19 protein-coding genes and 1 pseudogene are annotated in these 23,204 nt (G+C 52.4%); 10 read left to right on the top strand and 10 right to left on the bottom strand.

The window, feature by feature from the left end; all coding sequences use genetic code 11:
* Positions 1–124: 124 nt before the first annotated feature.
* The 8 genes from HB631_RS22105 to HB631_RS22140 form a co-directional block, all read right to left on the bottom strand.
* The gene (locus tag HB631_RS22105; RefSeq protein WP_213993337.1) at positions 125–1,489 is read right to left on the bottom strand and encodes an MFS transporter; all 1,365 of its coding nucleotides are present in this window, start codon (positions 1,487–1,489) and stop codon (positions 125–127) included.
* A gap of 313 nt (positions 1,490–1,802) precedes the next feature.
* The gene (cyoE, locus tag HB631_RS22110) at positions 1,803–2,693 is read right to left on the bottom strand and encodes a heme o synthase (RefSeq protein WP_213993389.1); all 891 of its coding nucleotides are present in this window, start codon (positions 2,691–2,693) and stop codon (positions 1,803–1,805) included.
* Positions 2,694–2,708: 15 nt separating this feature from the next.
* The gene (locus HB631_RS22115; protein WP_213993338.1) at positions 2,709–3,041 is read right to left on the bottom strand and encodes a cytochrome o ubiquinol oxidase subunit IV; all 333 of its coding nucleotides are present in this window, start codon (positions 3,039–3,041) and stop codon (positions 2,709–2,711) included.
* Positions 3,041–3,664 (bottom strand): cytochrome o ubiquinol oxidase subunit III, encoded by a 624-nt coding sequence (locus HB631_RS22120; RefSeq protein ID WP_213993339.1) that lies wholly within the window; start codon positions 3,662–3,664, stop codon positions 3,041–3,043. The genes HB631_RS22115 and HB631_RS22120 overlap by 1 nt, the downstream gene beginning before the upstream one ends.
* A complete protein-coding gene (gene cyoB, locus HB631_RS22125; protein ID WP_213993340.1) occupies positions 3,654–5,648 on the bottom strand; it encodes a cytochrome o ubiquinol oxidase subunit I in 1,995 nt (664 codons plus the stop codon). The genes HB631_RS22120 and cyoB overlap by 11 nt, the downstream gene beginning before the upstream one ends.
* A gap of 4 nt (positions 5,649–5,652) precedes the next feature.
* The gene (cyoA, locus tag HB631_RS22130) at positions 5,653–6,585 is read right to left on the bottom strand and encodes a cytochrome o ubiquinol oxidase subunit II (RefSeq protein WP_213993341.1); all 933 of its coding nucleotides are present in this window, start codon (positions 6,583–6,585) and stop codon (positions 5,653–5,655) included.
* A gap of 458 nt (positions 6,586–7,043) precedes the next feature.
* Entirely contained in the window at positions 7,044–8,531 is a 1,488-nt protein-coding gene (ampG, locus tag HB631_RS22135; RefSeq protein ID WP_213993342.1) for a muropeptide MFS transporter AmpG, read from the bottom strand.
* Between the two features lie 90 nt (positions 8,532–8,621).
* Positions 8,622–9,200, bottom strand: coding sequence for a lipoprotein (locus tag HB631_RS22140; RefSeq protein ID WP_213993343.1), 579 nt, complete (start codon positions 9,198–9,200; stop codon positions 8,622–8,624).
* Between the two features lie 305 nt (positions 9,201–9,505).
* Here HB631_RS22140 and bolA point away from each other — a divergent pair, with 305 nt between their 5' ends.
* The 9 genes and pseudogenes from bolA to HB631_RS22185 all read left to right on the top strand — a co-directional run bounded on the left by bolA (position 9,506) and on the right by HB631_RS22185 (position 20,545).
* A complete protein-coding gene (gene bolA, locus HB631_RS22145; RefSeq protein ID WP_213993390.1) occupies positions 9,506–9,823 on the top strand; it encodes a transcriptional regulator BolA in 318 nt (105 codons plus the stop codon).
* Between the two features lie 459 nt (positions 9,824–10,282).
* On the top strand, positions 10,283–11,587 hold the full coding sequence (gene tig, locus HB631_RS22150; RefSeq protein ID WP_213993344.1) for a trigger factor: 1,305 nt from the start codon (positions 10,283–10,285) through the stop codon (positions 11,585–11,587).
* 426 nt (positions 11,588–12,013) lie between these two features.
* Positions 12,014–12,637, top strand: a complete 624-nt coding sequence (gene clpP, locus HB631_RS22155; protein WP_213993345.1) for an ATP-dependent Clp endopeptidase proteolytic subunit ClpP — start codon at positions 12,014–12,016, stop codon at positions 12,635–12,637.
* Between the two features lie 148 nt (positions 12,638–12,785).
* On the top strand, positions 12,786–14,060 hold the full coding sequence (clpX, locus tag HB631_RS22160; RefSeq protein ID WP_213993346.1) for an ATP-dependent protease ATP-binding subunit ClpX: 1,275 nt from the start codon (positions 12,786–12,788) through the stop codon (positions 14,058–14,060).
* 198 nt (positions 14,061–14,258) lie between these two features.
* Positions 14,259–16,619, top strand: coding sequence for an endopeptidase La (lon, locus tag HB631_RS22165; RefSeq protein WP_213993347.1), 2,361 nt, complete (start codon positions 14,259–14,261; stop codon positions 16,617–16,619).
* 212 nt (positions 16,620–16,831) lie between these two features.
* Positions 16,832–17,104 carry a nucleoid-associated protein HU-beta gene (gene hupB / locus HB631_RS22170; protein WP_132922930.1) on the top strand — a complete coding sequence of 91 codons (273 nt, stop codon included), beginning with the start codon at positions 16,832–16,834 and terminating at the stop codon, positions 17,102–17,104.
* Positions 17,105–17,343: 239 nt separating this feature from the next.
* Positions 17,344–19,224 carry a peptidylprolyl isomerase gene (gene ppiD / locus HB631_RS22175; RefSeq protein WP_213993348.1) on the top strand — a complete coding sequence of 627 codons (1,881 nt, stop codon included), beginning with the start codon at positions 17,344–17,346 and terminating at the stop codon, positions 19,222–19,224.
* A 196-nt stretch (positions 19,225–19,420) separates the two neighbouring features.
* Positions 19,421–19,993 (top strand): annotated as a pseudogene (locus HB631_RS22180) (helix-hairpin-helix domain-containing protein); the annotation flags it as partial.
* A 270-nt stretch (positions 19,994–20,263) separates the two neighbouring features.
* Positions 20,264–20,545, top strand: a complete 282-nt coding sequence (locus HB631_RS22185; RefSeq protein WP_213993350.1) for an Arc family DNA-binding protein — start codon at positions 20,264–20,266, stop codon at positions 20,543–20,545.
* 91 nt (positions 20,546–20,636) lie between these two features.
* On the opposite strand, the gene queC is transcribed toward HB631_RS22185, so the two are convergent.
* Together queC and HB631_RS22195 are read right to left on the bottom strand one after the other, a co-directional pair.
* Positions 20,637–21,338, bottom strand: coding sequence for a 7-cyano-7-deazaguanine synthase QueC (queC, locus tag HB631_RS22190; RefSeq protein WP_213993351.1), 702 nt, complete (start codon positions 21,336–21,338; stop codon positions 20,637–20,639).
* Between the two features lie 187 nt (positions 21,339–21,525).
* Entirely contained in the window at positions 21,526–22,566 is a 1,041-nt protein-coding gene (locus HB631_RS22195; protein ID WP_213993352.1) for a PLP-dependent cysteine synthase family protein, read from the bottom strand.
* A 112-nt stretch (positions 22,567–22,678) separates the two neighbouring features.
* Here HB631_RS22195 and HB631_RS22200 point away from each other — a divergent pair, with 112 nt between their 5' ends.
* Positions 22,679–23,134, top strand: coding sequence for an Lrp/AsnC family transcriptional regulator (locus tag HB631_RS22200; protein WP_213993353.1), 456 nt, complete (start codon positions 22,679–22,681; stop codon positions 23,132–23,134).
* The last annotated feature ends 70 nt before the right edge of the window (positions 23,135–23,204 follow it).

The following is a 23,204-nucleotide window of genomic DNA, read 5'->3' on the forward strand; positions in this document are numbered from 1 at the left end:
GTCAGCATAGTCATCGGCGGGATAGATATGCCCGAGGCATAGCCGCCGATAGGCGAGGAATCTCAGGCATAGCAGTCGGTGGATAGCTGGATCTTAGGCATGTGCGGCGACAGGGTAGTTTGACTTAGAGCACATCCACCAAACGCTCCAGCTCAATCCGGTTGGTGCGTTTGGTGTCAATCTTGACATAGGCGCTTTGCTCTTCCGGCACCACCACCACCTCGGTAACCCCGGGTTGGGACTTCAGCCGCTGTTCCAGTCCGCCGTCTTTCACCGCCAGCGCGGATAACGTCAGACGCAGGCTACTGACATAAGGGGGTTCCCGCAACGTGCTGCTTACCAGCCACCATACCAGGGTGATGCCCGCGCCGGTCAGGAAAACCAGTCCGGCGCCGGACAATTCAAATAGCCAGCCGCCCAGGCTGCCGCCGACCGCGACGCCAAGAAACTGGCTAGTGGAGTAAATGCCCATGGCGGTGCCTTTGTAACCGGCCGGCGCTTCTTTGCTTATCAAGGAAGGCAATATGGCTTCCATCACGTTAAACGCCAGGAAGAACAGCTGCACGCCGGCAAAAATGGCCCACAAATCCTGTCCGGCTAGCCAAAGCACAATTTCAGCCGTCATCAACACGGTGATGCAGCCCATAAACACCCGCTTCATCTGCCTTTTGACTTCGGCATAAATAATAAAGGGGACCACCGCGGCGAAAGAAATCAGCATGGTCACCAAATAGACTTTCCAGTGATCGGCGGCAAGCAGTCCCGCTTTTACCATCATGGGGGGCAGGGCGACAAAACTGGACATTAACAAAGCATGCAGGCAGAAGATGCCGAAATTCAGCTTCAATAATTGAGGGTTGGCCAGCACTTTGGCGAAACTGTCCTTAACAATGCCGGATTCGCGGTTAAGGATATGGGCATCGGCGTTAGGCACCACCAGCAGGGTCAGTACAATACCCGCCAACGCCAGTATGGCGATACCCCAGAACAGCGCGTGCAAACCGAGGGCATGGGTAATAATCGGACCCAAGACCATGGCAATGGCGAAGGTGACGCCGAAGCTGATGCCGATAAATGCCATGGCTTTGGTGCGGTTCTGTTCGCGGGTCAAATCCGATAACAGCGCCATCACCGCGGCGGCGATAGCACCGGAACCCTGCAAGGCGCGGCCTAATATGACTCCCCATATGGAGTCGGTCATGGCGGCAATCGCGCTGCCGAGGGCAAACACCAATAACCCGCCGACAATAAGCGGCTTGCGGCCGACACGATCGGAGATCAACCCGAAAGGCAGCTGGAATATCGCCTGCGCCAGTCCGTATATACCGATAGCCAGGCCGATCAGCGCCTCGCTTGCGCCCTGTAGCGCCATGCCATAAGTGGTAAGGACCGGCAGCACCATAAACATGCCCAGCATTCGTAATGAAAAAACCGTGCCCAAACCCCAGGTGGCGCGTAGTTCGGTGCCGGTCATTTTATTGTCGTTCATTCTTACCTCATGATGCCAAACAGGGCTATTTTACAGCCAATCTCAAGCGGGGGAAATGGAATGTCTTTTAACAGATGTTACGGCAAAACGCCATTGATCCGATGTAGATATCGGTTTGGGGCAGGGGAAGGGGGGAGGACCGGCAAAGCATGGCTTTACCGTTATACCCATCATCTTTCAAGCCGCAGCTGTGTTGACTGCGCCCACTCACCCCAGTCACTTAGTGATCTAAGCTCCAGGGGTTCGCGAGCTTGCCGCCTTGCTGCAACTTGAAAGCTATTGGGTATAGCAGGCATTACTTACCAGACATTATTTACCATACATAGGATAATAAGCCGTTACTGGCCGGGACCATAAAATCCACCGACATCATGACGCTCAGCGAGGTAATGGCGACGATGGAAAATATAAACAGCTTCCGCGCCCAGACTTTATCATCATTGGCCGATTTGTAGCCTTGCAAGGCCATGCCCAACCACCAGACGCTCACCGAGGCCGCGACGATCAGGTACTTATAACCGGCATACCCCCCCAGCGTCAGCATCAGGGTGGCCACCATAAACCCGATAATATAGAGGGTAATATGGTGTTTGGTAACCGAAATCCCCCGTTTCACCGGCAGCACCGGTATGGAGGCCGCCTGATAATCCTTGAAGCGGAATATGGCGATGGCATAAGAGTGGGGCATTTGCCACAAACTGAAGATCAGCAGCAGGATTAATGCGCCCATGTCGAACCTGTCGCTGACGGCGCAGTAGCCGATAACCGGCGGCGCGGCGCCGGAAAGACTGCCGATTAACGTGCCGTAAACCGACTTACGCTTCATGTACAGGCTGTATATGCCGACATAAACGATAAAGCCCATCACCGCCAGCCACATGGCCAGCGGATTGGCTGCCGTATAAAGCACGACGAAGCCTACAATACCCAGCACGGTTGCGTAAACCAGCGTAACTTTCGGTGAAATAAGTCCCTTCACCAGGACACGGTTTTTTGTCCTTTCCATTTTTTTATCAATGTCCCGGTCGATGAAGTTGTTGAAAACACAACCCGAGGCGACCACCAAAGAGACACCGATCAAGGTGGCGATAAACAGCGCGTGATCTATCTGGCCTTTTGAGGCCAGAAGAAAACCGCCGATGACAGAAATTAAATTACCGAAAATAATCCCTGGTTTAGTGACTTGCAGGTATTTTTTAATCATCACCGTTGCGCTCTTTTAATGGCCCATCAAGTTGTAGTTCAGGTACCACATAATCCACAGGGAGCCCACAACAAGAATCGCGATTATTAATACTGCAAAGACAAAGGCCACCACATTCCAACGCTGTTCGGAAGAGGAATCCAAATGCAGGAAATAGATCAGGTGAACCAATATTTGTACCACCGCGCAGACAACCAGAACCGCAAGCAGAGTGACTTTGGTGGCCGAACCGTTCATCACCATGGCAAAGGGAATCACGGTCAAAATGATTGACAGTACAAAACCGGTTAAATAAGACTTCAGGCTGCCGTGGCTGGCGCCGCCGTGCCCGGTTGCGGAATGACTCATTACATGGCCCCCATTAGATACACCACGGTAAACACGCAAATCCACACAACGTCCAGGAAATGCCAGAACAGGCTCAGACACATCAACCGGGTTTGGTTGGTGGCGCTCAGGCCGCGCCGGGAAACCTGCACCATCATCACCAGGATCCAGATAAGACCCGAGGTAACGTGCAGCCCGTGGGTGCCTACCAGCGTGAAGAACCCGGACAGGAACCCGCTGCGGTCAGGACCAAAACCTTCGCCGATCAGATGATGGAATTCATACAGTTCCATGCAGATAAACGCCAGGCCGAACAGGAAGGTCAGTCCCAGCCAGGTGATAACCTGGCTTTTATTGCCTTTGTGCATGGCAAGAATCGCCACGCCGTAGGTGATGCTGCTGAATAACAGGCAGAAAGTTTCAACCAATACAAAGGGCAGCTCGAAAATATCCTTGCCCGACGGGCCTCCGGCGACGCTGTTCACCAAAACCGAATAGGTGGCGAACAGGGTGGCGAATAAAATACAGTCGCTCATCAGGTAGATCCAGAAGCCAAATACCTTTATGGCTCCCGCATCGTGGTGCCCATGCGCGGCTTGCGCTGTATGGGCGGTATCATGATTTGACAGAGTCTCAGTTGACATTATTCACGCCCGCTTCACTAATTTGTTCAAAATGCCGGTTTTCGATACGTTCCACTTCGGCCGCGGGCACGTAATAGTCCACATCCTGGTTAAAGCTATGGACAATCCAGGTCACTATCATGCCGGCAAAGCCGATGATCGCCAGCCACCAGATATGCCAGATCATGGCGAAACCGAAAAACAGGCTGAAGGCGGCGATGATTACGCCGGCGCCGGTATTTTTCGGCATATGGATCTGTTCGTAGGCCAGTGGTTTCTGATAAGCCGTTCCGTCTTCCTTCATCTGCCAAAAGGCGTCGCGATGATTATTGACATCCGGTACCAGGGCGAAATTATAAAACGGCGGCGGTGAAGAGGTGGACCACTCCAGGGTACGTCCGCCCCATGGGTCGCCGGTGAGATCGCGGTTCTGATCCCGTTGAATGACGCTAAGGACGATTTGTATCACCTGGCACAGAATGCCCAGGGCAATGAGGACTACGCCACCGGCCGCCACCATCAGGAGCGGGTGGAACGCAGGGTCGATTTGCTGGCTTAAGCGACGTGTCATGCCCATGAAGCCCAAGGCGTACAGCGGCATGAAGGCGACGTAGAAACCGATAATCCAGAACCAGAAGGCGCGTTTGCCCCATGTTTCGTTCAGCGTATAACCAAAGGCTTTCGGCCACCAGTAGGTCATACCGGCGAAGCAGCCGAACACCACGCCGCCGATGATAACGTTATGGAAATGCGCTATCAGGAACAGGCTGTTGTGCAAGACGAAGTCGGCGCCGGGCACCGCCAACAGCACGCCGGTCATGCCGCCGATGGAGAAGGTGATGATAAAACCGATGGTCCACAGCATGGCGGAATTGAAAACAATGCGCCCTTGATACATGGTGAACAGCCAGTTGAAGATCTTCACCCCGGTGGGTATGGCGATAATCATCGTCATGATGCCGAAGAACGCATTGACGTTGGCCCCGGACCCCATGGTGAAGAAGTGGTGCAGCCAGACGCAGAACGACAGGAGGGTGATGGCGATGGTGGCCCAAACCAGCGAGGTGTAGCCGAACAACCGTTTTTTCGAAAAGGTGGCCACCACTTCGGAGTAAACGCCGAACACCGGCAGCACCAGGATATACACTTCCGGATGGCCCCAGGCCCAGAACAGGTTGACATACATCATCATGTTGCCGCCCATGTCATTGGTAAAGAAATGGGTGCCCAGATAGCGATCCAGCGTCAGAAGCACGATGGTGACGGTCAGGATGGGGAACGCGGCGATAATCAGGATGTTGGTGCACAATGCCGTCCAGGTGAAGACCGGCATTTTCATCAGCGGCATGTTCGGCGCGCGCATTTTCATGATGGTGGCGAAGAAATTCACGCCGGTAAGGGTGGTTCCGATACCGGCTATCTGGATACTCCAGATCCAGTAATCCACCCCCACGCCAGGGCTATACTCCTTGCCGGCCAACGGCGGATACGCCACCCATCCGGTCTGGGCGAATTCCCCTACGCCCAGCGAGATGTTGATGAGTATCACCCCCACCACGAAGAACCAGAAGCTGATGGAGTTAAGGAAAGGGAAGGCCACGTCGCGGGCGCCGATTTGCAGCGGAACCGCCAGGTTCATCAAACCCACCACGAAAGGTGTTGCCATGAAGATGATCATGATGACGCCGTGGGCGGTTACCACCTGATCATAATGGTGGGGCGGCAGGAAACCGGCTTCGCCTGCTGAGGCCAGCGCCTGCTGCGAACGCATCATGATGGCGTCCGCAAAGCCGCGAAGCAGCATCACGAAGGCCACGATCATGTACATTACGCCAATTTTTTTATGATCCACCGAGGTAAACCATTCACTCCATAAATATTGCCATTTGCCAAAATAGGTAATGGTCGCCAATAAAGCCAGCCCGAGAACGACAATGGCGGCTACGGTGATCATAATGATCGGTTCATGGTATGGAACCGAATCCAGCGTTAATAATCCGAACATCGTGTTATTCCTCGGTTCCCGCGTGAGAGTGCTCACTCATGCTCATGTCCATTCCCGACTTCTGGGTCATGTCCATGCTCTTGCCCTTGCCCATGAATTTGCCGATGACCGAATTGAACAGGTCGGGTTTCACACTGGAGAAATATTCCACCGGGTGGAATTCGCTCGGCGCGGCCAATTGTTCATAGGCATCCATGGTATTGAGGGTTTCCGGCGACGATTTCACTTTTTGCACCCACCTTTCAAAACCCTGCTGGTCCGGTGTGGCAATCGCGGTGAACTTCATGCCGGAAAATCCCCTGCCGCTGAAATTGGAGGATATGCCGTTGTAAGTGCCGGGTTCATTGGCAATCAGGTGCAACGTGGCATTCATTCCCGCCATGGCGTAAATCTGCCCGCCCAACTGTGGAATAAAGAAGGAGTTCATTACCGAGTTGGAAGTGATATTGAACCTGACCGGTACATTGGCCGGAAAGGCAATCTGGTTAACGGTGGCTATACCCTGTTCCGGATAGATGAACAACCATTTCCAATCCATCGCCACCACTTCAATATTGATGGTCTTGGCATCGGATGCGATGGGTTTGCCGGGATCCAGGGCATGAGTTGACTTCCAGGTCAGGGTCGCAAGGAAAATGATGATCAAAACCGGCACGATCCAGACCACCAGTTCCACTTTGCTGGAGTGGGACCAATTGGGGCTGTAGGTTGCCTTGGTATTGGTTGCGCGATATTTTATGGCGAAGACTACCGCCATGACGATAGCAGGTACGACTACCAGCAACATCAGCCCGAGGGCGGTCAGTATCAGTGAACGTTGCTCCAGTCCGATCTGTCCTTTGGGATTCATTAACGCCATATCACAACCGCTCAGCAAAGTGGCGGCGGAAATCAATGACAGAATCCCTATACTTTTATTGTATTTCCTGAGTCTCATCTAACGACCTCAATAAAAAAGGGCTCTAATGTCGTTTCTTGTGTGTGGGCATTTTACGGGAAGGTTGCAGTACTGTAAACATGCTTAAGGTTATGTCAGAAACATGTTTCCGCTCGATGTGTGAGATATCATTGCCTTGGAAAATTATGACAAAATATGAATACTCACAACGGCTTAGAGAAAAATTAGCCTTTGAGCATTAATTACCGGTTTATAAAGAATAAAGCGGCAGCATTGTTATCATAACATTAACACAAGAATAGCATTTGGCGACATATAAGCTACAAAAAAGCAAATACGTCCATCGAGAAATAGTAAAGATGTTAAACTATCACCACTTTGTCTAATCAATAAAAAAAAGTTCAGAAACAGAAAAAGCAATTTTTGTATACCAATCTGATACATTTTTTCGACAAAGAGATGAGCCCGACTTCTTATTTCGTTTATTTATTGACCGATCAGGCGGCGTCTCGGCCACGCCGCATCGACATAAAATCACACCAGCATCCCGCCAGGATGCTCAGGGCGATGAGCATGGCGCCGCTTTGCCAGCAATAGCCGGACACCGGCGCGGCGTTAAACCATCCGGCCGCCTGCACCAGCATGAGCACCAGGCCCAGAGCGAGCAGCGCGGCGCCGGACACCAGCAGCAGCAGAGCCCATCGGTAGGGGCCGGCATAGCCGTTGCGCCTGGGAAACACGCCGGTTTCCTGGGCGAAGCTCAGCGTATCCCTGCATAATACCAACAGCAGCAGGCCGGGTATGCCGGCAATAACCGAGAACAGGTAGAACCAGGCCCAGCCATGAAGTTCCACGAACCAGCCGGCAATGGGACCCACATAAACCCGGCCGACGGCGGACAAGGCGGAAAGCAGCGCGAACTGGGTGGCGGAAAAAGACTTGTTGCACAGGCTCATCAGCAAGGCCACGAAAGCCGCGGTACCCATGCCCCCGCAAAGATTTTCCACAAAGATCGCCGTGCCCATGGTGGCCAAGTGCTTATCCGTAACCGCCAGAACCCAATAGCCGGCATTGGATACCGTTTGCAGCAGGCCGAACAGCAGCAGGGCGCGGTACAGCGTCAGGCGTTGCATCAATAGCCCGCCAAGCAGGGTGCCGAATATAGTGGCCAGTAAACCGAACGTCTTGTTCACTACCCCGACCTCACCGGCGCCGAAACCCACCCCCCGGATAAGGAAAGTGGTGCTGAGGCTGCCGGCGAAGGCATCGCCGAGCTTGTAAGTGACTATCAGCAGTAAAATCAGCCAAGCGTTGTTACGGCCGAAAAAATCCCGCAACGGCTCGACAATGGCCTGTTCAAGCGTACGGGGGGCCGGTATGGCGTTATCCGGTTCCGGCGCCGCCAGCGCCGTCACCACGCCGATAACCATTAAGCCGGCCATGAGGTAATAGGTGCCTTGCCATCCCAAAAACCTGTCCGCCAGCCATAACGCCAATCCGCCGGAGACCAGCATGGCGATACGATAACCCAATACCGAAACGGCGGCGCCGGTCCCGCGTTCTTCCGGCGGCAGCAGATCGGTTTTATAGGCATCGAAAACAATATCCTGCGACGCCGAACAGAAGGCCACCCAGACCGCCACCACGGCCATGGCGGCCAGGTTGCGCTCCGGACTGAGGCTCGCCATGGCCAGGAGGCCGCCAATCAGGAATAATTGGGTAATTATCAGCCAGCCCCGCCGCCGACCGAACGACGGTGGGGTATAGCGGTCCATCACCGGCGACCAGAGGAATTTGAAGACATAAGCCTGGCCCACCAGGGAAAAGAAGCCGATGGTTTTCAAATCGACGTTGGCCACGGTCATCCATGCCTGGAGCGTTCCGGACGTTAATGCCAGCGGCAAACCGGAGGCAAAACCCAGGCACAATAACATCAATGAACGTGGCTGGGTCAGGGTCGCAAGGCTAAGGTGACGATTGGGCATAGGGCGTTCAGTTCATTAACCGGTGGGTTAAAAGCCCACCCGCGCGGAGCGGGCGGGAACGTGGGGAGACGAAGGGAATAATAGCGCGAATTAATGTGCGTTTTCTTTAATAAATTGGCTGATGCTGGTGTCTTGCGCCATATCGCTGATGACGTCGCTCAGAACCTGGTTAACGGCTTTGGTGATGTTTTCGTTGTTGGCGGTGAATGCACCCTGCACGCTATAGAGCGACTGATAATGCTTCGTTTGCTTGTTGCCGTTTTTCGCCGTGGCGATAATCGAGATATCGGCGCTGGTGGCGATGTTATATCGCACGTTGCCCTGCGAGACATCGGCAAAGAGCTTATTGACCACGATTTGCAAGTCAACCGCACCGTTCGGCCCTATCATATAACCGCGCGCGGTCATCTGCTTTTCCAGCACTTCCTGCAGCAGGAATCGCAGATCCCGCGACGGGGTCAACACCACCAGCTGGCCGTCGCGATTCACTTTCGCCAGGGCCTGGTCGGGGCGCTGGTCGGCACCGTTGATGCTTACCGTAACGCCCATCAAGGAAGGGTCCTGCTGCGGCAGGTCGATTCTCGGTGTCACTTCAAGGGTGGTGCTTTTGGCGGCACAGCCGGCGAGCAGCAGCACAGCCAATAAGGGGAGGAACATTTTTTTCAGCATAATCGCCTTCTCAATCATTAAGATGCACAAGGGGGGACAAATTTGGTCACATCATATCATTGCCGCTCGCCGGGGGAAGATCAGAATCACGCTAAATTGTGTTAACGATGGTCTCTCGGGCCTGGTTCCCCTCGGATGGCAAAAAAACACATTACCAACGCTACAGCGGGATGGCGGTCATCCGAAGTGAAGTTTCGGCTTTTTAAGACAAAAATTTATGATATTAGTGCTATGAGTTAATAAAAAGTCAGCTAAAGTCTTAATTAACGATGTTGAGCGCGCAGCCTTTAGGCAGTAAGGAGAAAATCATGTTCCGCGAACAAATAGAAGCAAAAATAAGGGCAGCGTTTGATCCGACCTATTTGGAGGTCATCGACGAGAGCTATCGGCACAACGTGCCGGCGGGTTCGGAAAGCCATTTCAAGGTGATTATGGTGAGCGAGCGTTTTACCGGCGAGCGGATCCTGACCCGGCATCGCGCCATGTATGCGGTACTGTCCGAGGAATTGGCCGGACCGGTACATGCCTTGGCGCTGCATACCTATACCCTTAAAGAGTGGACCAGTTTGCAGAATGCCGTACCGGAATCGCCGCCCTGTCGCGGCGCGGGACTTTTGGCCTGAGGACAGGATCCCCGTCGCTCCCCATCCACGCCCGGATAAATCACACAATCAGAACGGCCGTCAGGCCGTTTTGCTGATTTTGTGCGCCGCTGCTCGCAGTTGAAGTCAAATTTCGCGCTGTTCTCGACTCATAAACTCTATGCCGCTATAATGCCGCGTCTTATATCCGTCATCTTTCAAATTGCAGGTGCGTTGGCTACGCTCGCTCACCCGAATCACTTACTTTAGTAAGCTCATCGGGGTTCATTCGCTTGCCGCCTTCCCGCAACTTGAAATCTATTGGATATATATTTCCGGAATGTATTCGGGATGCTTCTGACGACGACGGGGAACAGGTTTCTGTTCACTCAGACCTCCCGGTTCTAAGAGGCCATTTTCACGTCAGTGGACCTGGATGACCGCTTCTTTGAAAACGGCTTCTGGAGTTGACCGAGCACTGTGATTTTTTGAGGTAACAAGATGCAAGTTTCTGTTGAGACCACTGAAGGCCTGGGGCGCCGCGTAGCGATTACCGTTGCCGCCGACAGCATTGAACAAGCGGTAAAAAGCGAACTGGTGAATGTCGCTAAAAAAGTTCGTATCGATGGTTTCCGCAAAGGGAAAGTGCCGATGAATATCGTGGCACAACGTTATGGCGCTTCGGTACTTCAGGATGTACTGGGCGATCTGATGCAGCGTAACTTTGTCGATGCCATCATTCAGGAAAAAATCAATCCGGTCGGCGCGCCCGACTATGTCCCCGGCGAATACAAAAAAGGGGAAGATTTTACCTACCATGTTGAATTTGAAGTTTATCCTGAAGTCGAGCTGAAAGATCTGGATACCATCGAAGTCGAAAAGCCGGTGGTTGAGGTCAACGACGCCGATGTCGATCAGATGCTTGAAACCCTGCGTAAGCAGCAGGCGGACTGGAAGGAAACCGAACGCGCCGTTATCGCGGAAGATCGTGTGACCGTAGATTTTACCGGCACCATTGACGGCGAAGAATTTGAAGGCGGTAAAGCCAGTGATTTCGTGCTCGCGCTGGGCCAGGGCCGAATGATCCCGGGCTTTGAGGAAGGTGTGATCGGTCACAAAGCCGGCGATTCTTTCGATATCGACGTCAATTTCCCGGAAGATTACCATGCGGAAAATCTGAAAGGTAAAGCGGCCAAGTTCGCCATCGTATTGAAAAAAGTTGAAGAGCGCGAATTGCCGGAGCTGTCCGAGGACTTTATCAAACGTTTCGGCGTGCCTGACGGTTCCCTCGACGGCCTGCGCGCCGAAGTGCGTAAAAATATGGAACGCGAGCTGAAAAACGCCGTGCGCAACCGGGTCAAAAACCAGGTTATCGACGGGCTGATCAGCGCCAACGATATCAATGTCCCGGCACGGTTGGTGGACGGTGAAATCGACGTCCTGCGCCGCCAGGCCGCGCAACGTTTCGGCGGCAACGAAAAACAGGCGCTGGAATTGCCGCGCGAATTGTTTGAAGAACAGGCTAAACGCCGCGTTAAAATCGGCTTATTGTTGGGTGAAGTGATTCAAACCAATGAGCTCAAAGCCGATGAAAACCGGGTTAAAACCTTGATCGAAGAAATGGCCTCGGCCTATGAAGATCCGCGGGAAGTCATTGAGTTTTACGCAAAAAATCAGGAAATGATGAATAATATGCGTAACGTGGCTTTAGAAGAACAAGCGGTTGAAACTGTATTAGCCAGCGCTAAAGTGGTGGAGAAAAGCACCACGTTCAGCGAGTTAATGAATCAACCGAACGCGGCTTGATAAATCTGCTTGGCCGGACTTGCTCCCAACCAAGCGCTGTGTTTATCATTAACGGCCCGTCATCCCTTGATGGCGGGTTTTTTATTGTAAAAGGTCGTTTTATGCTGCTGCCGCGTTTTTAAATAAATACGGCGGTAAAACGCAAATGGCCTGGCTTATTTGATACTTAGCGACCACCGGCAGATGTCGGCACCGATCGTTTTAGCGTTACAACCGATGAAAGAACGAGTGCCAACGCTTGAAAAATGAGGTCGGACCCCCCAATTAAAGGTTACAGGGAATCATTAGGCCCAGACGCATACGTCCCTGCTGATAACATCCGCTCGACCAAAAAGGCGATCCGGCCGCTTGAACGTGGTGATTGTTCCACATCTCAAGTAGAATCGGTAATAATGGCGCCGAGAGAAATTTATCTAGGAGATGGTAATGTCAAACAGTGGCGAAAGAGATCAACACGCACCCCACATGGCGTTGGTGCCGATGGTGGTTGAGCAGACTTCACGCGGAGAGCGTTCTTACGATATCTTTTCGCGCCTGCTGAAGGAACGGGTCATATTCATGACCGGCCAGGTTGAAGATTATATGGCGAACCTGATTGTGGCGCAGATGTTATTTCTTGAGGCCGAAAACCCTGAGAAAGATATCTATCTGTATATCAATTCGCCGGGCGGGGTTATCACCGCGGGTATGTCGATTTACGATACCATGCAGTTTATCAAACCGGACGTCAGCACTATATGTATGGGGCAAGCGGCTTCCATGGGTGCATTCTTGTTGACGGCGGGAGCCAAGGGTAAACGGTTTTGCTTGCCCAATTCCAGAGTGATGATTCACCAGCCTTTGGGCGGCTTCCAGGGTCAGGCGACCGATATTGAGATTCATGCGAAAGAGATTTTGAAGGTAAAATCCCGCATGAACGAACTGATGGCCAAACATACCGGCCGTCCGCTTGAAACAATTGAGAAAGACACGGAACGCGATCGTTTCTTATCCGCTGATGAGGCGGTAGACTACGGATTGGTGGATGGCATATTAAACCATCGCGATTGAGGCGAAATTCTGAATACCGATGGACTATAGTTATAGTATAAGGTCATTCGGTTAGACTAATATTGACTCATCGCGCCGGTTTTACGTTTAGCAGTCGCGTTACCGCCGTGGTTGGTTTGCGGGACAAGACTAGAGAAAGAGGTTACTGATGACAGATAAGCGCAAAGACGGTTCAGGAAAGCTGCTGTATTGCTCTTTCTGCGGTAAAAGCCAGCATGAGGTGCGGAAGCTGATCGCCGGGCCGTCAGTGTATATCTGCGATGAATGCGTCGATTTATGCAATGACATTATTCGCGAAGAGATCAAGGAAGTTGCCCCGCACAGGGAACGCAGCGCGTTGCCGACGCCCCATGAAATTCGCCATCATCTGGACGATTATGTTATCGGCCAGGAAAAAGCAAAAAAAGTCTTGGCGGTAGCGGTATATAACCATTACAAGCGCCTGCGCAACGGCGATACCACCAACGGTATCGAACTGGGCAAGAGCAATATCCTATTGATCGGACCTACCGGCAGCGGCAAGACCCTGTTGGCGGAGACGCTGGCGCGTTTTCTGGATGTGCCTTTTACCATGGCGGATGCCACCACCCTTACCGAAGCGGGTTATGTCGGCGAGGATGTGGAAAACATCATTCAGAAACTGCTGCAAAAATGTGATTACGACGTGCAAAAAGCGCAGCGCGGTATTGTTTACATCGATGAAATCGACAAGATTTCCCGTAAATCGGATAATCCGTCCATTACCCGCGATGTATCCGGTGAAGGCGTCCAGCAGGCGCTGTTGAAACTGATTGAAGGGACCATTGCAGCGGTGCCGCCCCAGGGTGGCCGCAAGCATCCGCAGCAGGAATTTTTGCAGGTGGACACCTCGAAAATCCTGTTTATCTGCGGCGGCGCGTTCGCCGGTCTCGACAAAGTGATTGAGCAGCGTATTGATACCGGACGCGGCATTGGTTTTAGCGCAACGGTTAAAGGCAGCGCCGAAAAGGCGTCTGAAGGCCAGTTGCTGACCAAGGTCGAACCGGAGGACCTGATTAAATTCGGCCTGATCCCTGAATTTATCGGTCGTCTGCCGGTGCTTGCCACGCTTAATGAACTGAGCGAGGACGCGTTGATTCAAATCCTGAAAGAGCCGAAAAATGCCTTAACCAAGCAGTACCAGGCATTATTCAATCTGGAAGGGGTGGAGCTTGAGTTCCGCGACGAGGCGCTGACGGCCATTGCCAAAAAAGCCATGGCCCGCAAAACCGGCGCTCGCGGATTACGTTCCATTGTCGAGGGCGCGCTGCTGGATACCATGTATGAGCTGCCTTCGCAGGATAGCGTGGAAAAAGTGGTTATTGACGAATCGGTTATTGAAGGCCAATCGGAACCTTTATTGATTTATGGTAAACATGAGGCCCAGCAGGCTTCCGGTGAATAATAGGCCGACAAGGTGCTGAAATAACGGCAAAGTGACCAAGGTGGGGGATTTAATCCCCCATTTGTTTTTCCATTATCTTGACCGTTGAATGTAAAAAAATTGCCCCCATATACTCAAATACCTATTTGTTGAAACTGGCAAAAGCCGAGTTTTGCGAATCCCCTAAACCTGGCGGAAGCTAAACTAAGAGAGAGCTCTATGAATGCTGAGCGTTCCGAACGCATAGAAATCCCCGTATTGCCTCTGCGCGATGTGGTGGTCTATCCGCATATGGTCATCCCGCTGTTTGTCGGGCGGGAGAAATCGATTCGGTGCCTTGAAGCAGCCATGGATAGCGACAAAAAAATCATGCTGGTGGCGCAGAAAGAGGCCTCTACGGATGAACCGGGTATTAACGATCTTTTTTCAGTCGGGACCGTCTCTTCGATTCTCCAGATGCTGAAATTACCCGACGGTACGGTAAAAGTACTGGTGGAGGGTTTACAGCGCGCCCGTATAACGACTTTGTCGGATAGCGGCGAACACTTTGCCGCCCAGGCTGAATATTTCGAAACCCCCGAAATAGACGAACGTGAACAAGAAGTGCTGGTGCGCACGGCGATAAATCAATTTGAGGGATACATCAAACTCAATAAAAAGATCCCGCCCGAAGTACTGACGTCTTTAAACAGTATTGATGATGCCGCCCGTTTGGCCGACACCATCGCCGCCCATATGCCGTTGAAATTGAGCGACAAGCAATCGGTTTTGGAAATGGCCGATATTACGGAACGGCTGGAATATCTGATGGCGATGATGGAATCGGAAATCGACCTGCTGCAGGTGGAAAAACGTATCCGTAACCGCGTCAAAAAGCAGATGGAAAAAAGTCAGCGCGAATATTATCTGAATGAGCAAATGAAAGCCATTCAGAAAGAATTGGGGGAAATGGACGATGCCCCCGATGAAAACGAAGCGCTGAAACGCAAAATCGAAGCGGCAAAAATGCCAAAAGAGGCGCGTGAAAAAACCGAAGCGGAATTGCAAAAGCTAAAGATGATGTCGCCGATGTCCGCGGAAGCTACCGTGGTGCGTGGTTATATCGACTGGATGCTGTCGGTGCCTTGGCATGCGCGCACCAAGGTGAAAAAGGACCTGGTAAAGGCCCAGGAAATTCTGGACAAAGATCACTACGGTCTGGAACGGGTCAAGGAACGTATTCTCGAGTATCTGGCGGTACAAAGCCGGGTCAGCAAGATAAAAGGGCCGATTCTCTGCCTGGTGGGGCCGCCGGGGGTAGGTAAAACCTCCCTGGGTCAATCCATCGCCAGGGCCACCGGGCGCGAGTATGTGCGCATGGCGCTCGGCGGGGTGCGCGACGAGGCGGAAATCCGCGGTCACCGCCGGACCTACATCGGCTCAATGCCGGGTAAACTTATTCAGAAAATGTCCAAGGTCGGCGTGAAAAATCCGCTGTTCCTGCTGGATGAGATCGACAAAATGTCTTCGGATATGCGCGGCGATCCCTCTTCCGCACTGCTGGAAGTGCTGGATCCCGAACAGAACGTGGCGTTTAACGATCATTATCTGGAAGTGGATTACGACTTGTCCGACGTCATGTTCGTGGCAACGTCGAACTCCATGAATATCCCGGCGCCCTTGCTGGATCGTATGGAAGTGATTCGCCTGTCGGGTTATACCGAAGACGAGAAGCTGAACATCGCCCGCGAACATCTGCTGCAAAAACAGATTGAACGCAACGCGTTGAAACCGGGCGAGCTGACGATTGAAGACAGCGCGCTGATTGGGATTATCCGTTATTACACCCGTGAAGCCGGGGTGCGTAATCTTGAACGGGAAATTTCCAAATTATGCCGCAAGGCGGTGAAGACGCTGCTGATGGATAAGTCCATCAAGCATATTCATATCGACGGCGATAATCTCAAAGACTATCTGGGCGTGCAGCGTTTCGACTATGGCCGCGCCGAAGGCGAAAACCGGGTCGGGCAAGTTACCGGCCTGGCCTGGACCGAAGTGGGCGGCGAGCTGCTGACCATTGAAACGGCCTGTGTGCCGGGCAAGGGCAAGCTCACCTATACCGGTTCGCTGGGCGAGGTGATGCAGGAGTCGATTCAGGCGGCGTTGACCGTGGTACGTTCCCGCGCGGATAAATTGGGCATTACCGCCGATTTTTACGAAAAAAGGGATATCCATGTGCATGTGCCGGAAGGCGCGACGCCCAAAGATGGTCCCAGCGCAGGTATCGCCATGTGCACCGCCCTGGTTTCTTGCCTGACGGGTAATCCGGTACGGGCCAATGTCGCCATGACCGGTGAAATCACGTTGCGCGGCCAGGTGCTGCCCATCGGCGGTTTGAAGGAAAAACTGCTGGCGGCGCATCGCGGCGGGATTAAGACCGTTTTGATTCCGTACGAGAATAAACGTGATTTGGAAGACATGCCGGCGAATGTGATTCGCGACCTGGATATCCATCCCGTTCAGCGTATCGACGAAGTGCTGACCTTAGCCTTGCAAAATTCACCTTTTGGCATGGAGATAGTCACCGCGGCGGCAAAATAGTGGCTTTATGTAACATATACCGTTAAAAATAAGGCTGACAGGCGAAATCCCGCTTGCCAGCCTTTTTTTGTACCGTTAAGTTAGGTAGCTGTCTGGCCTGGTCGGTAATTGCGTTACACTTGCCAGTACATAACAGGCTTGGTATAACAGCTGCGCTGTCGCGTTTAAGGAAAATTCCGCCGCGACAAGAGAATTTTAGAGGGGATGAATGAGTGAATAAGTCACAACTGATCGACAAAATTGCCGCAGGTGCTGATATTTCCAAAGCGGCTGCCGGACGTGCATTGGACGCAATTATTGGTTCCGTTACCGAAACCTTGCAACAGGGAGATGACGTTGCACTGGTCGGCTTCGGCACCTTTACGGTTCGCGAACGCTCTGCCCGTACCGGTCGTAATCCGCAAACCGGCAAAGAAATCAGTATTCCGGCAGCCAAAGTGCCCGGCTTCCGCGCCGGCAAGGGTTTGAAAGACGCTGTCAACTGATTGTTGCACCGTTGTTTTTTGCGTCAAACTATTACCTGACGCAAGTGAACGGGTAGGGTAGAATACAGGGCGCATCTTTTCGATGTGCCTTTTTTGTTTTTGTTTTCTCCTGACTCAGGGTTAACGTTGTTGTCAGAGGAATAGCTTTAGCGCGCAGCCGCTCTCGGATGACGGCATGATAGCGGGATACCACCGCGGCGCAGGTTTTCATTCATTTTACAGCGGAGTGTTGTCACACTATGATGGACAATTTACGCGCGGCCGCAAATCACGTCGTGCTCAAAATTATTCTGGCCATTGTCGCCATTTCATTCGTGCTGACCGGGGTAGGCAACTATCTGATAGGCGGCGGCGGTGATTATGCCGCCAAGGTCAACGGTCAGCAGATCAGCCGTGCCCAGTTGGAGCAGGCGGTGCAAAATGAGCGCAATCGTCAGCAGGAATCCTTGGGCGACAGTTTTTCGGCGCTGGCGGGCAACGAAGGTTACATGCTCCAGATGCGGCGGCAGGTATTATCTCAGTTGATAGATGAAACTCTGCTGGATCAATATGCGCAAACCCTGGGGCTGGCGGCCAGCGACGAACAGATCAAAGAGTCTATTCTTGCCATCCCGGCGTTCAGGACCGACAACAAATTCGATAACGAAAAATATCGCTCGATCATCACTAACATGGGATTGACGCCGGATCAGTATGCGCAGCTGATGCGCAAACAGTTATTGACCCAGCAATTAATTCAAGGCATGGGGGGAACCGGTTTTATGCTGCCGGACGAAACCACCCGCTTGCTGTCGCTGGCAATCCAGGATCGCAAAGCGCGTTTGGCGACGTTGAATATCGATACCCTTGTGGCCGCACAGACCGCGACCGATCAGGAAATCCAGGACACTTACAATCAGAACAAAAATACTTACGTCCTGCCTGAATCCTTCAAAGTCTCCTACATCCCCCTGGACGCCGCCTCGATGATGGATAAAACCACCGTCAGCGACGCCGAGGTACAGGCCTATTACGATCAGCACAAAGATCAGTTCACCCAGCAGGCCCGCAAACATTACAGCATTATACAAAGCAAAACCGAGGCCGATGCGAAAGGCATCCTGGTCCAGTTGCAGCAAGGGGCGGATTTCGCCACCCTGGCAAAACAGAAATCCACCGATGTGATTTCGGCCAAGAAAGGCGGCGATATTGGCTGGATGGAACAGGACTCCACCGTTGATGAGCTTAAACAGGCCAATCTGAACGATAAAGGGCAGCTTTCCGGCGTTATCACGTCGTCGGTGGGGTACTTAATCGCCAGGCTGGACGATGTGCAACCGGCGCAGGTAAAGCCCCTGGCGGAAGTGCATGACAGCGTCGCGACCAAAGTGAAGCAGGAGAAAGCGGTTGATGCTTATTATGCCTTGCAGCAAAAAGTGAGCGATGCCGCCAGCAACGATAATGAGTCGCTGGCCTCGGCGGAAACCGCCGCCGGCACCAAGGCGATTGAAACCGACTGGTTCAGCCGCGACAGCGTTCCGGCCGCCCTGAGTTTTGATCCGGTGAAACAGGTGATCTTCGATGGATCCCTGTTGGGCGCCAACGGTGCCCCCGGCAATAATTCCGATGTCATTACGGTGGACGGCGATCGGGCCTTCATTGTGCGTATCGCCGAGCATAAGCCGGAGGCCATCAAATCGCTGGATACGGTTCGCCCGCAGGTGGAACAGCAGGTTAAACGCCAGAAGGCCGCACAGCAGGCCCGCGTGGACGCCGAGAAAATCCTGATGGCGCTAAAGCAGGGCAAAGGCGACGATGCCTTGAAGGCGGCGAACCTGGCGTTTGGCGGACCTCAGACCTTCGATTCCACCCGGCAAAACGACCGGTTGAGTCAAGCGGTCTTTACCCTGCCGCAACCGCAGCCGAATAAATCCTCCTACGGCCTCTCCGAGGATGAAAAAGGCAACATTGTGCTGCTGGCTCTCGATGAAGTCGTCCCGCGTAAACTTGACGATCAGCAGCGCAGCCTGTTTGTCGGCCAGTTGAATCAAGGTATGACCGGCGTCACATTCGATGCGCTGCTGAATAACCTGCGCAGTGAAGCCAAAATCAAACTGGGCAATGCCGCACAAATGCAATAGCGGTCATAAAAATCCCGCATACAATGTAATAACAGAAGGCCCCGCAAGGGGCCTTTTGCATCTTCGATATTCCCCGGTTGTTCCTTTCTCCCCGCTCGGGCATTCTGCCTTCCGTGCAAACAAACAAGGAGAAAGCACAATGACGACATCATGGAAACGCACCCTCGGTATTATTCTGTCCACTGGTTTATTTATCATGCCCCTCGGCGCCTATGCAACGGTGGAGGGAGAACAGGATACGACGGTCAGCGCCGCTACCGATGCTCTTAGTGACAACGGGCCAGGGAACAGCGGTACCGAACTGACGCGTTATGACTCACTCGAAGGCGCTGAACGTCCTGCCTCAAACGAGGAAGACAACCCGACGAAGGCCGCTGAAGATCGGGTCATTACCCAAACGGAGGAAGTCGCCGGTCATGATGCCGATTCGCCACCGACGGATTCACAACCGGCGGAGGCTCGGCAGGACGTCACTGAGGGCAAGACTGAGGACAAGTCCGTTCAAACCGATGTCGCGGTGGAAAAGAGTGAACCTGCCGATAAGGCTGGCAACGTCGACAGCACCGCTGATGACGGGGATGAAAACGAAAAGGTCAATATCAATACCGCCACCGAAGATGAATTGGTGGAGGCGTTAAAAGGGATCGGCCCATCCAAAGCCAGGGAAATTATCAAGTATCGTGACAAACACGGCCCTTTCAAAAAGGTCGATCAGCTGAAAAAAGTCAAAGGCATTGGGCCTTCCACTTATGCGGACATTAAATCCCAGCTAGAGCTCTGATTTAAAAGCGGAACTGCGGGTTCTCACGACGACGTCATCGGGAGAACCCGCTTATTCATGAGGATTAAAAAAGTTAATTTATTGATTTTAAAGATTATCTGGCCTATAAGTTATTAAGAAACTTTTTTATATTCGATTAAAATGTATTTTCTCAATATGTCGCAATTTTTTGACAATAATATTAAATTTTTATGACAGTCTGGACAACCGGAACTAACTTTCCTAAGTTAGTGGCTCTTCTATGAATAGGAAAGCACGATGAGTGAGACAGCTAACTTAACGATCAAACTTCCTCTGCAACTCAAGGAAAGAATTAAAGCCTTGGCAGAGAGCAATAGCGTTTCCATGAGTGCAGAAATAGGCGCAAGGCTGGAACGCAGCCTGAGTGAAGACAGCACTCCGCCAAAGGAGCACGTTGCTGCTGATGTCGATAATCAGCACACCCAAGAAATTACTGAACAGCCCTTTACCAGTAGTGAAGTGAAAAAACTTCGTGCGTTGCTTAATGTCGCTCCCAAAAAGAAATCCAAGAAAAAATAGTATTTTCCCGTTTACGTCTTTGGTCGTTTATTAATTGATATATTCAGGCACAGAGGGAGTCGGCTGGTCCCTCTGACCCGATAAGATGCCGTTAACCCGTCAGACCGGTTTTACGTTTCATTTCAGCGCCGACCCGTTCCGGATCCTGTTGATATTCTGCCAATCCCCTGGCCCGCAAATGGCAGGCGGCACACTCGCCGCAGCCGTCGCCTTTGATACCGTTGTAACATGTCAGCGTGTCGTGGCGGATCTTGTCCAATTGATGATAATAATCCGCCAGTGCCCAGGTTTCCGCCTTGTTCAGCCACATAAGCGGCGTTTTGAACTGAATATCCCGCGCCATGCCTAGCTTGACCGCCTGGTTCATCGCTTGCACAAATTCGTCGCGGCAATCGGGATAACCGGAAAAGTCCGTTTCGCACACGCCGGTAATCACCGTTTGCGCACCGACCTGGTAAGCATAGATGGATGCCAGGGTGAGAAAAAGAATGTTGCGTCCCGGCACAAAGGTGGAGGGCAATGCGTCGCCGGTGGAATCGTCGTAATGGGGAAGCGGGATATTATCCCGGGTCAGGCTGCTTACCGCCAAGGCATTGAGCAATCCGGCGTCGATCACCTTATGGACTCGGGCACCCAGTTCCTGCGCCAACTGGCGGGCAATGTCGATTTCAGCCCGGTGGCGCTGGCCATAATCAAAGGTTATACAATGGACTTCATCATATAACGTCAGTGCCTGTATCAGGCAGGTTGTGGAATCCTGCCCGCCGCTAAAAACCACCACAGCTCGTTTCATCACTGGACTCGTTGCATCCGAATTTAAAAGGATATGTTACTGCCTTCTCTGTGCCGGGCATAGCCGTAATCCCACGGATCGAGCCTCCTGGGATGGATTCACGGCAGGTTTGCCATTTAGCTATGATCTGGCATCCTGTCCCGACCGGCACTTTGTCAACAAGCTCAACGCGTTTATCCCGGGGCAACTATAGATCACGTAATCGTTGCAGCCAGGGGGCAATATCACCGATATGCTCACGTACCCACTCCCGGTTGTAATAAGTATCCTGATAACGTTCGCCGCTGTCGCACAAGGGCGTCACGATGGCGCCTTGACGTCCTTGCGCCCGCATCTCTTGCGCCAATTGCATTACGGCCCACATATTGGTGCCGGTGGATCCCCCGACCCGACGGCCCAAAATCGGTTCCAGCCAATAAAGGGCGGCGATGCTGGCGGCGTCGGGAACCCGGATCATCCGGTGGATAACATCGGCAATAAAAGAAGGTTCAACCCGCGGTCGTCCTATTCCTTCAATGCGCCCTGCCTGCTTCCCGGTGAGCAGGGGATCACGCTGATGATAATAATCATAGAATACCGAATGTTCAGGATCGGCCACCACCAGACGGGTATCCTTTCCCTGATAGCGGATATACCGCCCAAGGGTGGCCGACGTACCGCCGGTACCCGCGCTCATCACAATATAGTCCGGTTCGGCGAACGGCTCACGGGACATCTGCCGGAAGATACTTTCGGCAATATTGTTATTGCCCCTCCAATCAGTGGCCCGTTCGGCATAGGTGAACTGGTCCATATAATGACCATTCAATTCCCCGGCAAGCCTCTTGGCCTCATCATAAATCAGGCCGCTGTGCCCGACAAAGTGGCAGCGTCCGCCATAAAAGGCAATTTGTTCTATTTTTCGCTTGGCGGTGCACTCGGGCATTACCGCGATAAACGGCAGACCCAGTAGCCGTGCGAAGTAGGCTTCGGATACCGCCGTGCTGCCGGAAGAGGCTTCAATCACCGGCCGGTTCTGTTTAATCCAGCCGTTGCATAAACCGTATAAAAACAGGGAGCGGGCTAAACGGTGTTTCAGGCTGCCGGAAGGGTGGGTGCTTTCATCCTTTAAATAGAAAAAAATGCCGGGAAATGACGGTAGCTCAAAGCGTATCAAATGTGTATCGGCCGAACGCTGGAAGTCAGCCTGTATATCGCTGATAGCCTGTTTAACCCACTGCTGGTCCATATTATCCCCCGAATCTTGTTGGCAACAGCATAACGGGGACGGGGGAAAAAAGGATTGCCTTTTTCACCCTGATAACGTGTTATGAGAGAATACTTTTCTCCCTAAGCATGCCATGTTAGATAAAACCGATCGCAAGCTACTCTCATTACTGCAGCGGGATTGTACTTTGTCGTTACAATCACTGGCGGAAGCGGTAAATTTAACCTCCACGCCCTGCTGGAAACGTCTCAAACGCCTCGAGGAAAATGGGGTCATTCGTGCCAAAGTGGCCTTGCTTGATCACGATAAACTGGGATTGGCACTTACGGCATTTGTACATATCAAAACACAACAGCACAATAGCGACTGGTATCACCGCTTTGTCGCCCTGGTAAAAGAGATGCCGGAAGTCCTGGCTTTTTATCGTATGGCCGGTGAGTACGATTATCTGATGCAGGTCCTGGTTGCCGATATGAAAAGTTACGATGATTTTTACAAGCGACTGGTTAACGGCGTACCGGGGTTGATTGACGTTACGTCCAGTTTTGCGATGGAAGAAATTAAAAATACGACGGTATTACCTTTATAATGAGTTTCCCTGAATCGGTCCCGATTATCGGTCCGGGATAAACAGGTAAATGATGCTGGAATAATATTTC

It is taken from the genome of Sodalis sp. dw_96, assembly GCF_018449575.1.
Classification (GTDB): Bacteria; Pseudomonadota; Gammaproteobacteria; order Enterobacterales; family Enterobacteriaceae; genus Acerihabitans.

Bases quoted from the DNA above. Each gene is read 5' to 3' on its own strand.
- HB631_RS22105 (WP_213993337.1), bottom strand. From the start codon at position 1,489: ATGAACGACAATAAAATGACCGGCACCGAACTACGCGCCACCTGGGGT.
- cyoE (WP_213993389.1), bottom strand. From the start codon at position 2,693: ATGATTAAAAAATACCTGCAAGTCACTAAACCAGGGATTATTTTCGGT.
- HB631_RS22115 (WP_213993338.1), bottom strand. From the start codon at position 3,041: ATGAGTCATTCCGCAACCGGGCACGGCGGCGCCAGCCACGGCAGCCTG.
- HB631_RS22120 (WP_213993339.1), bottom strand. From the start codon at position 3,664: ATGTCAACTGAGACTCTGTCAAATCATGATACCGCCCATACAGCGCAA.
- cyoB (WP_213993340.1), bottom strand. From the start codon at position 5,648: ATGTTCGGATTATTAACGCTGGATTCGGTTCCATACCATGAACCGATC.
- cyoA (WP_213993341.1), bottom strand. From the start codon at position 6,585: ATGAGACTCAGGAAATACAATAAAAGTATAGGGATTCTGTCATTGATT.
- ampG (WP_213993342.1), bottom strand. From the start codon at position 8,531: ATGCCCAATCGTCACCTTAGCCTTGCGACCCTGACCCAGCCACGTTCA.
- HB631_RS22140 (WP_213993343.1), bottom strand. From the start codon at position 9,200: ATGCTGAAAAAAATGTTCCTCCCCTTATTGGCTGTGCTGCTGCTCGCC.
- tig (WP_213993344.1), top strand. From the start codon at position 10,283: ATGCAAGTTTCTGTTGAGACCACTGAAGGCCTGGGGCGCCGCGTAGCG.
- clpP (WP_213993345.1), top strand. From the start codon at position 12,014: ATGTCAAACAGTGGCGAAAGAGATCAACACGCACCCCACATGGCGTTG.
- clpX (WP_213993346.1), top strand. From the start codon at position 12,786: ATGACAGATAAGCGCAAAGACGGTTCAGGAAAGCTGCTGTATTGCTCT.
- lon (WP_213993347.1), top strand. From the start codon at position 14,259: ATGAATGCTGAGCGTTCCGAACGCATAGAAATCCCCGTATTGCCTCTG.
- ppiD (WP_213993348.1), top strand. From the start codon at position 17,344: ATGATGGACAATTTACGCGCGGCCGCAAATCACGTCGTGCTCAAAATT.
- HB631_RS22185 (WP_213993350.1), top strand. From the start codon at position 20,264: ATGAGTGAGACAGCTAACTTAACGATCAAACTTCCTCTGCAACTCAAG.
- queC (WP_213993351.1), bottom strand. From the start codon at position 21,338: ATGAAACGAGCTGTGGTGGTTTTTAGCGGCGGGCAGGATTCCACAACC.
- HB631_RS22195 (WP_213993352.1), bottom strand. From the start codon at position 22,566: ATGGACCAGCAGTGGGTTAAACAGGCTATCAGCGATATACAGGCTGAC.
- HB631_RS22200 (WP_213993353.1), top strand. From the start codon at position 22,679: ATGTTAGATAAAACCGATCGCAAGCTACTCTCATTACTGCAGCGGGAT.